Annotated in this window: 8 protein-coding genes; 2 read left to right on the top strand and 6 right to left on the bottom strand. The window is 70.2% G+C overall.

The window, feature by feature from the left end; all coding sequences use genetic code 11:
• Positions 1–137: 137 nt before the first annotated feature.
• On the bottom strand, positions 138–515 hold the full coding sequence (locus tag ACZ59A_RS43735) for a cupin domain-containing protein (protein ID WP_470971148.1): 378 nt from the start codon (positions 513–515) through the stop codon (positions 138–140).
• Between the two features lie 654 nt (positions 516–1,169).
• On the opposite strand from ACZ59A_RS43735, the gene ACZ59A_RS43730 reads away from it, so the two are divergent.
• Both ACZ59A_RS43730 and ACZ59A_RS43725 read left to right on the top strand, forming a co-directional pair.
• Positions 1,170–1,523: a hypothetical protein gene (locus tag ACZ59A_RS43730; RefSeq protein WP_470971146.1), complete on the top strand. Its 354-nt coding sequence runs from the start codon at positions 1,170–1,172 to the stop codon at positions 1,521–1,523.
• 611 nt (positions 1,524–2,134) lie between these two features.
• Complete coding sequence (locus ACZ59A_RS43725; protein WP_470971143.1) at positions 2,135–3,388, top strand: hypothetical protein; 1,254 nt, start codon at positions 2,135–2,137, stop codon at positions 3,386–3,388.
• 334 nt (positions 3,389–3,722) lie between these two features.
• Here the strand turns inward: ACZ59A_RS43725 and ACZ59A_RS43720 are convergent, their stop codons facing one another.
• From ACZ59A_RS43720 to ACZ59A_RS43700, 5 genes are all read right to left on the bottom strand, one after another.
• Positions 3,723–3,998: a hypothetical protein gene (locus ACZ59A_RS43720; protein ID WP_470971141.1), complete on the bottom strand. Its 276-nt coding sequence runs from the start codon at positions 3,996–3,998 to the stop codon at positions 3,723–3,725.
• Complete coding sequence (locus tag ACZ59A_RS43715; protein ID WP_470971138.1) at positions 3,995–4,282, bottom strand: hypothetical protein; 288 nt, start codon at positions 4,280–4,282, stop codon at positions 3,995–3,997. Before ACZ59A_RS43715 ends, ACZ59A_RS43720 begins: the two co-directional genes overlap by 4 nt.
• 225 nt (positions 4,283–4,507) lie before the next feature.
• The gene (locus tag ACZ59A_RS43710; protein WP_470971136.1) at positions 4,508–5,137 is read right to left on the bottom strand and encodes a hypothetical protein; all 630 of its coding nucleotides are present in this window, start codon (positions 5,135–5,137) and stop codon (positions 4,508–4,510) included.
• Complete coding sequence (locus ACZ59A_RS43705) at positions 5,134–6,501, bottom strand: hypothetical protein (protein WP_470971134.1); 1,368 nt, start codon at positions 6,499–6,501, stop codon at positions 5,134–5,136. The genes ACZ59A_RS43710 and ACZ59A_RS43705 overlap by 4 nt, the downstream gene beginning before the upstream one ends.
• Positions 6,498–7,892 carry a hypothetical protein gene (locus ACZ59A_RS43700; RefSeq protein WP_470971131.1) on the bottom strand — a complete coding sequence of 465 codons (1,395 nt, stop codon included), beginning with the start codon at positions 7,890–7,892 and terminating at the stop codon, positions 6,498–6,500. The genes ACZ59A_RS43705 and ACZ59A_RS43700 overlap by 4 nt, the downstream gene beginning before the upstream one ends.
• Positions 7,893–8,052 lie beyond the last annotated feature (160 nt).

Raw genomic sequence — 8,052 nt, 5'->3', positions numbered from 1 at the left:
GGGAGGAAAGGGGGGGGTGCCTCCTGCGCCACTTTCCCCCCCCCCCCCCCCTCCCCCCCCCCCCCCCCCCCCCCCCCCCCCGCGCGGGGAGCGACGCGAAGGGCGTCACCTGTCCGAGCCCGGTACGGGGCCGGACGTCACGGAACGGCCTGGAGATGAGGACTGGCCGTCGCCGTCGGCGTGCGGCCCGGATAGATCACGTAGACGAGCGCGCCGGTGTCCGAGCGCGGAGTGTGCTCGGACCCAGCCGCCGCTTGCATCCGCGTGCCCGGACCGTACGAGCCGTGCTCGTCCTGGAGCACGCCTTCCAGGACCAGCAGTGTTTTCGGGCTGTCGAGGTGCTGATCCGGCACCGGGAAGGCCGCCCCAGGGCTGAATTGGACGTATGCCTCCACGGGGCGCTCCGGCGACGGTGCGGACCAGACGGTTACGTATGCGGTGACGCCGTCGTACAGCTCGACGGCCGACAGGGCGTCATCGTCTGGTCCCGTGACGCTGATGGCGGGGACGGGCAACGCGGCTTCCTTCGTGGGTGAGGAGCGGGCTGGGGGTGGCGAGGCGAGGCGAGGGGGTGATGGGCCGTGGCCCGTGGCGAGGAAAAAAGGGGTGGCGAGCTAGCGGATTCAGGAATTCCCTTGACGTGAGGCGGGCCCGATGCCCCCACGGCATCGGGCCCGCCTCGGCGGGACCAAGGTTGCCCGCCGGAGCGCATCAAAGCCGGTATCGCGAAAACACTGGCACAGACGAGCCTCGACTGCTGGAGCAGTGAAATCTGATGCACGTGAGCACGCTCCAGAGACGGCAGGAACCTCGGTCACCCCAAACGCTAGTCAGGCAGCAACCCCTGCGCCGCTGTGCTTATGCAACCTCGGGGTGTGCATCGCGCTACGCGGCTGAAAATTAGCTGTGCATTGTGCTGTACGGGGTGTGCACGTGCCTCGCCATCATCCTCCGTGACGAGGCTGCGATACTCGCCCTCTGTTTCAAAGAATTCGCAAGAAACGGCTCTGACCTGCGGTTACCGCACTTCTCGGCCCCCCGGTGAAAAGGGCGGGGCTCGTTTGGGCGTCGTTGAATATGCGAGGTCACGGGGTGATTGTCGGGGGAGAAGCGGTTGATCGCGGAAACGGTGGTGGCCGCCGACAGGCGTCGACCTTTACGGTGCCGCTATGCGTATTCGCCGAAAAGCGACCGAGCAACTCCCTGAGGAACGGAAATGGCTGGACGCCGGGCTGACTGTGGCTGCCGAGATGATCGACGACAACGCCCGGCGGAGTCTGCACGACGGTCGCTTGGCGCACGCCGTCGCTGACCTCGCCCAGGCCAGCCGCTTGGTCCAGGGCTCCCTGCACGAGGCAATCACACTCGCTCTCACCGCAGGCTCCACCTTTGAGGACCTGGCCGCGGAATCGCACCTGTCGGCGGGATACCTCAAGACAGCTTACGAACGGTTCTACCCCAACATGGATGCCAGGCCCGGGCCCGATGAGAACGGCTGTGAACCCTGGCGTGTTCTGGGCTGACGAGAACCACCCGGGCCCCAGAACCTGACGGGCCGACGCGGGCCCGGAGACAACTTCTCAGCAGGACCGGGCGATCACCGGCAATCCGGCGACCGCCCGGCTGTCCGTTCCCGGCCGAAGTGAACAGATGGGTGGCACGTGACCAGCAGCTGGTCAGTTCTGCCGGGACAGCTGGCCCCCGGGTCCAGCAGAAGTACCTAGATCACGTCGGCGCTGGGCAGAGGTGATGGGACTGGGGCGGTCAAGAGGCCAGCCACCGCCCGAGGAGCACCGCGCCGAAGATGACCGGCGAGAAGATCCCGAGCAGGTTGATGGCCTTCATCAAGGGCCCGTCGCCCCTCCGCATTCGGGCGTGAGTCACGTGCTCTGCTCCCCTCTTGAGGACTTGGCTGCTGTGGTTGGAGCCATCGACAGGATCCCACCTCCAGAGGTGCAGACGTGGGCGTTGCTTTGCACTCTCCCAGGAACTGGGCGGTCCTCCGATGAGATCGAGCGGGACTCGACCACCTCCGCTGGGAATGGACACCGGCCTTACTCCCGCCAGCGTCAGATACCTGGTGCACAATGAAAGGGGATAATTAACCTCTTCCGCTGTCAGAAGGGAACCACAGGTGTCCGCAAGCACCGACCAGGACCGCTACCGAGCGGTCGAAGAATTGCCGCTGTTGGTCAGCAGAGTGCTGAACGACCCGGAGATCACCGAGTCCGTAGCAGCTCACGTCCGCTGGGTCCACGGCACGCTCAACCGGGCGCTGGAGGATGACGACTTCAAGCGTCGTTACGGCAAATCGCTGGACGACCTGCTCGGCCCCGGCGCAAGGGCCCTGTGCGACATGACCGACAACGGCGAGCTGCGCGCCCGGCAGGGGAAGACCGACCCCGAAGGGGTCACATCCTCCCAGCGTCGCCGGTCGAGCGTTCTGCGCCGACTGGCCAACGCGGCAGGCGTGCCCAGCGGAGCCATCTCCTACCCCAAACCGCCCAGGAAACCGACGCTGCCGGCCTGGGCCCGCAGCGAGCTGCACGACGGACTCAAGCAGGAAGTCGAGCGGCGCCCCTCGGACCCCGGCGCCGCCCGTCTCCACGCCGTCGTCGGGCTGGTCCTGGACGCGGCAGCCCGGGTCGGAGAACTCTGCTCCTGCGGTATCGCCGACTTCGCACCAGATCTGTCATGGGTGAAGATCATCCGCAATCCGCAGGCGGATACCTCAGATCTCAACGTCACCGAGGTCTGGCCTCTGTCGCCCATTACCCGGGCCGCCGTGGAGAACTGGCTGCCGATCAGAGCCCGGCTCATCGCGGGCCTGCAAGGCGGTGCCCGCTCCCTGCTCGTGGCGCACGGCCACGGCGGCTACCGACGCGGTACTCCCCTCGGCCGGAAAGGGCTCATCGAGAGCTACGTCGACCAGGTCCAGCAACTGAAGACGGCAGTGAGCAGCCACGGAGGGAAGGGCTGGGAACTCCCGGAAGGGCTGGAGCAGCTACGCCGCGGTGTTCTGGAACGTCGCACTGCTTACGCCGCCGAAAAGGCGGCCGGATCCAAGCCGCCCAAGTGGGAGCCGGCCGTGGTCCTCAACCCGCTGCCAGAACATGCGGAGCGCGAGGCGAAGCGGACGGCGGTGGCGTTCGCGAAGGCGGTCACGGCGGTGGAGGTCTTCCACCAGGTCCGCCGGGATGCCGACGACGAGACCGATCCGCGGGTGCTGCGTGCCCGGCGGACGCTGCTGCAAGCGACCCGCACCGCGTGGGCGCGCTCCGACCACGCCCTCACCCTGAAGCTGCTGCACCAGGCCGGACTGGCGAACGAGGACCTCGCGGCCGCGGGCTACAGCGAGCTGCTGCTGGAGGCACTGGAGCGGTCATAGCCCACCCGGGTCGGATTCGTTGCCGCCGCGCTGGAGCGGACTTCCCGCCCCCAAGAAGAGCTGTCCCGGAGGCACGGGGGAGGCCACCGGGACAGCTCCCCTCAGCGTACGGGCCCAGGCGACGGGCGGCCCGTACTTCGCAGGCGGAAGCTGCTTCCGCGTCACCCGAACCAGTGACACGGCCCCGGACCCCCGCTCGGAGTAGCGACTTCCTGATCCGGTGAGGGACCGGTGCCAGGCTCTCGTGATCACCGCGTTGCTCGCGGCCTCTACCCTGAAAGCGCCGAAGCGTCCCCGGCACTTTCCCTGCCGGGGACGCTTCGGCGCCCTGGTTTCATGGGCCTGCGATGAGCCACAAAATCAACACCGCATCCAGGTCCTGGCTGTAGCGGTATACCACCGAGATCCCGCGCCCGCCGGTCTGCTCCGGCAGCAGCTCGATGACGAACGACTCGGAGCGCGGGTCGGCGTCCGGGAGCCCGCGGGCCCGGTCGGAGTCGGGGTCTTCCTCCAGCAACCGGCGGACGGACTCGACGGCCGCCTGCTCGCGCGGGCTAAGGTCGGCCCGGAGGATCTTCTCGGCGGCGTCGGAGTAGAACGCGTGGGTCACCGGGCGCTCGCCTCGTTCAGCTTGCGCTGGAGTTCGGCGGTGACGTCCTCGGTGCTCCGGGAAAGCGCGGCCATCCCCTCGGGGTCAAGCCGCAGCAGCACCCGGTGCCGGTACGCCTGGGCGATCTCGCGGACCTGGGTCAGGTCGTCCAGATCGGTGCCCTCCAGCTCCCGGTCGAAGTCGGCCAGGTCGTTGGGGAAGCCCTGGTGGGCCAGCGCGGCGCGCAACTCGGCGAGCGTGCGCATAGGCGGTACGGCGTCGTGGTGATCGGGTTGTGCTGTCACTGCCTCTCCTTCGGTCGGTGATGTCGAGTGTCCTACTTTGGGACGGCCGTCGGTGGCCTGTTCCCGGAACCATCTCAGATGACGCAGGCGCCGCCCGCCGAAGGCGTCCGACTGGTCCGCATCGCCGGGTGCCCGCACGATCGGATCGGAGCCTTGATCCGGGCGCTGGTACTCGTCCCGGCCGCCGCCTGACCGCAGCCCTACGGCTGCGGTCAGGCAGTTCGATCAGCGGCGACCCGCACTGATCAGGGCGTGTGCGTGGCTCTCCACGTACTCGTACATCCGATCCCCGTCGAAGCCGAAGGCGTGGGCCAGCGTCACCGAGGCGAACCAGCCGCCGGACAGCAGCAATTCGACGTGGTCCCGTACTGCTGCACCGGGCCGCGCCCACTCGACCACGAGATCGACGACCCGCTGCTCCCGGGCCTCCAGCTCCTCATCGTCGACGTCACCACCTGCTGTGCGGTGCAGCTCCTCGGCGAACACCGCGGCGACGTCGACGACGACCGAATCCGCCGGATGCTCGACCGTCAGGCTGACCTGATGCTCGCGCACCGTACGAGCCTGGGTATCGAGCCAGGTGGTCACCGCCGCCGGGTCGTCGTCCTGCGTGATGGCCAGCGCGGCCACCGCCGTACGCCCCAGCGCGCACACGACGGGCACGATCTCGGTCCGCAGGTCCGCGCCGCGCGCCCACTTCGACATCTGGAGCAGCCCGTCGCGAACCCCGCCCCGCGCCTGGTCCACGGTCTGCTCCAGGCCCTTCCGCTCCAGCACGCCGCCCATCAGCGACCGCACCAACGTCAGGGCGAACAGCTGCGGGCCCACAGCCGCGCGGACCGCGCCCCCGCTCATCGCTCGCCCCTGTCCTCGGCCGCGGCCGGGGTCCCGATCGGCAGGCCCGAACCTTCCGGGTGCCGTTCGGCGGCCAGGTGCTTGCCGTGGTCGTACGCGTTCACACCAGCGGCGTGCATCCAGTGCATGGCCCGCCGCAGCCAGTCCGCCGCGGTGTAGTCCGGCAACCGGGTCTTCGAGCGGTGCCGCTGCCAGTGCCGTTCACCACCCAGCTCGCGGCGTACCTCGGGGAGCGTCTTGCCGTCGAGGGCGCCAAGCGCCCTGGCCTGCGCCAGTGCGTCAAAGGCACGAGCGTCGCCCGTCGCCGCGGGCAGCGCCGCCCGCGCCCCGGTCATCGCCTGACGTACGCGCGACAGGGCGTACGCGAGCTTGGGCACCCGCTCCGGCTCGATACCCAGCTGCGTGCGCACGGCGGCCACCGCCTCGGTGAAGACGTGTTCGTCGACGTCGACCAAGAGCCCTTCCCCAATGCGCCGCCGGATCTCGTCCAGGGTGTAGGTGCAGGCGCTGGCGAAGGTGTCGGCGATCTCACCCAGGCCGTCGACCGCGGCCGCGAGATCGGCCGGGGTGTCGCCGGGCGTCTCCCAGTGCTGGCAGACGTAGCCGTACAGCGCCTGTTCCGCCGTCCACACGGCGGCCGCCGGGGTGTCCGCGACCGCGGGGAGCGCCCGCTGCACCGACATCCCCGAGGCCCGCGCGCTGTAGCGCTTCTGCGGCACCGGCCCGAGCAGCTGCGCCGCGATCGGGTACTCCGCGCTCCCCGTTGGCCGCTCCTCACCGGGCGGCGGCATCGTGCCGCCCGGTAGCGCGCACCACTCGCCCGGCGGGTAGAGCACCGCTTCGGCCCGGCGCTGCTCCTGGGACGCCGCGATGCTCTCCGGCAGCGCCGAGACCGCGCCGGAGGCGTGGGCGGTGTGGCCGCTCCACTCCCGCAGTTCGTACAGCAGCCGCGACGCCGTGCTGAGCGTCTGGTCCACCGGGTTGTCCGGGGCCCGGCCGGGCTTCGGACACTCGGGAACCACGCCGTCGCCGTACGTCTGCACCAGGTCTCGGAACGCGGACAGGTGCAGGTGCGCCGCGTTGATCTGGCGCGCCATCATCACCGCGACCGTGGAGGGCACTTCGGCGGGCCGGTGCTTCGAGGCCCTGGGCATGTCGGGCCCGTCGTCCTCGGGGCCGACGCCGCGCGGGGCCGAGCCGGGGCGGGTGTCGACCTCCAGATAGCTGCGGCTGCCGCTGTAGGGGTCCGGGTCCTTCACGGTGAAGTGCTCAGCGAGTGCGTCGAGAAGGGCCTGCGTCGCCGCATCGTCGCCGGTGATCCGTACGCGGGCGACCCCGGGCGTCGGGGTCTTGCGGCGGCTCACGACAGCGTCCCGCGGACCGCGACCAAGCCGCCCAGCACGTGGCCGGCCTCGGCGGCCCGGCTCACCGCTGCCAGCCAGTCGTCGCCCTGCCGGTCGCCCACGGTGCCCGCGGGCACGACCAGGAGCAGCGCCTTGCGCTGGCGGGCCGCCTGCCGCCAGTTGCCGGGTGTCGCGTACCCGCCTTCCTGGCGGTACCAGGCTCCGCCGCCCGCGCGCATCACCGAGACCATCCGGCCGCGCTCACACCGCAGGTGCCATCCGTCCAGCACCGGGAAGGGCTGGCCTCCGCTCAGGTCGACGGGCTTGAACCCCTCGGACAGGCGGGCCGCCACGTATCCCTCGATCCCGTGCGCGTCGGGCTCGCCCGGCTCGACGAGCACCAGCGGCACCATCCCGCCGCCCGGCTGCCGGGCGACGCTGAAGTGCGTGTAGTCGGCGTTCCGCGGCCCCTGCACAGTCGGCCTTTCCGGCTGACGGTCTTCCGGGGCCACGTACAGGCCGCGACGCTGCCGCTCCGCCTTCAGCTCCGGCCACGGCCAGATGCGGGTCCGGCCGCAGCCGGAATGCGTCCACACCGGTTGCACCGCGTCGAGCTCACGGCCGTCGACCACCAGGGTCCGGGCGCTCACTCCGACGTGGACCTCCGGCTCCGCCGTCACGTCGATCGGCTGGTCACACAGGAAGCACACCACGGGATCGCCCGCACCGGCGGACTTCTCGGCTTGCTCGACCAGGCCCTGCATCTCCTCCGAGCTCAGCAACTGGTCGATACCCGCGCTCATCAGGTAGGCGGTCCCGCTCGCCACGGCGTAGCGACGCGGCGCCTGATCGTCGTCCTCGCCCGCCTCGCGCTCCGGGTCCGCCGAGCCGGGTCCGGTCGCCTCGGATGGGACGGGTCCGGCGGCGGCCGCCCACAGGTCGAGCGTGTCCTCCAAAAGCGTTTCCAGATCCTCCGCGCTCAGGTCTTCCACCGTCGCGAGGACCGCGCTGCCGTACGCGGGGCGCGCGGTGTCCCGGGCCACGGCGTGGAACCGCTGGGTGGCGGGGGAGCACACAGAGCCCAGGGAGGGGATCAGCGAGTAGACGCTGCCTGCGAGGCTGGCGATGACGAGCCGGTCACCGGCGAGGACCTTGTCCGCCAGGCTCGCCTGGCATGGCCGGCACTTCTCCACGCAGGCCCCGATCAGTGCGGAAGCGGTCTGCATGTCGGCCTGCCGACCGGTGCCGAAGCCGGAGCCGTCGACCGGGCCGATCTCGGGGCCCTGGTGACGGTGGACGGTGCCTGACTGGGCGGAGGTGTACGAGGCGCCGCTAGCGGTCTTCTTGCGCTTGACCCGTTCCCGCTCGGCGTGGCTCTTGCGGCGGCGGTTCTTCTTGTCGTTCTTCGACACAGCTGACTCTTCCCGGCGCGGCACGGTCCCATGACCCGGCGCGCACGAGATCAGCGCACGACGGAGGAGGTCGTCGAAGACGACGGTGAGAACTCGTGCGCTGGCGCGCCGCCTGTTCGGCAAGCTGACCAGGTCCTGGAGGACCCTGGCACCTTTGCCC

Source organism: Streptomyces sp. NPDC040405 (genome assembly GCF_055595765.1).
The sequence above is the reverse complement of the archived record's forward strand: the minus strand, read 5'-3'. Positions and strand labels throughout refer to the sequence as shown.